This window comes from Nonomuraea sp. MG754425 (assembly GCF_021699195.1).
In the GTDB taxonomy this organism is placed as follows: domain Bacteria; phylum Actinomycetota; class Actinomycetes; order Streptosporangiales; family Streptosporangiaceae; genus Nonomuraea.
Window position 1 is genome coordinate 1 of record NZ_SSXE01000556.1, and the last position, 335, is coordinate 335.

Annotated in this window: 1 pseudogene; it reads right to left on the reverse strand. The window is 80.9% G+C overall.

Going from position 1 to position 335, the window contains the following annotated elements:
• Positions 1-212 (reverse strand): annotated as a pseudogene (locus tag FAF44_RS53950) (hypothetical protein); the annotation flags it as partial.
• Positions 213-335: the final 123 nt, after the last annotated feature.

Genomic DNA, 335 nt, shown 5'->3' on the forward strand with positions numbered 1-335 from the left:
CAGGTCGCGCGCAGCTTGGCCGCGCCCTGCAGCAGGTACGCGCCGTGCCCGTCACCGTGCCGGAGCACCACGGCCCCGGGGATCGAGCGGGCCGCGCGGCCGGGTGAAGGCGGGGGCGTGGGCTCCGGCGAGGGGTCGGGAGCGGCCGCGAGGACGAGGTCCGGTGCGGGCAGGGGGCCCGTCGTGCTGGTCGGGATCGGGCGGCTGGACACCGACGCCCCCGCCGCCGGCGCGGCCCGCGCGGCCCGCTCGATCCCCGGGGCCGTGGTGCTCCGGCACGGTGACGGGCACGGCGCGTACCTGCTGCAGGGCGCGGCCAAGCTGCGCGCGACCTG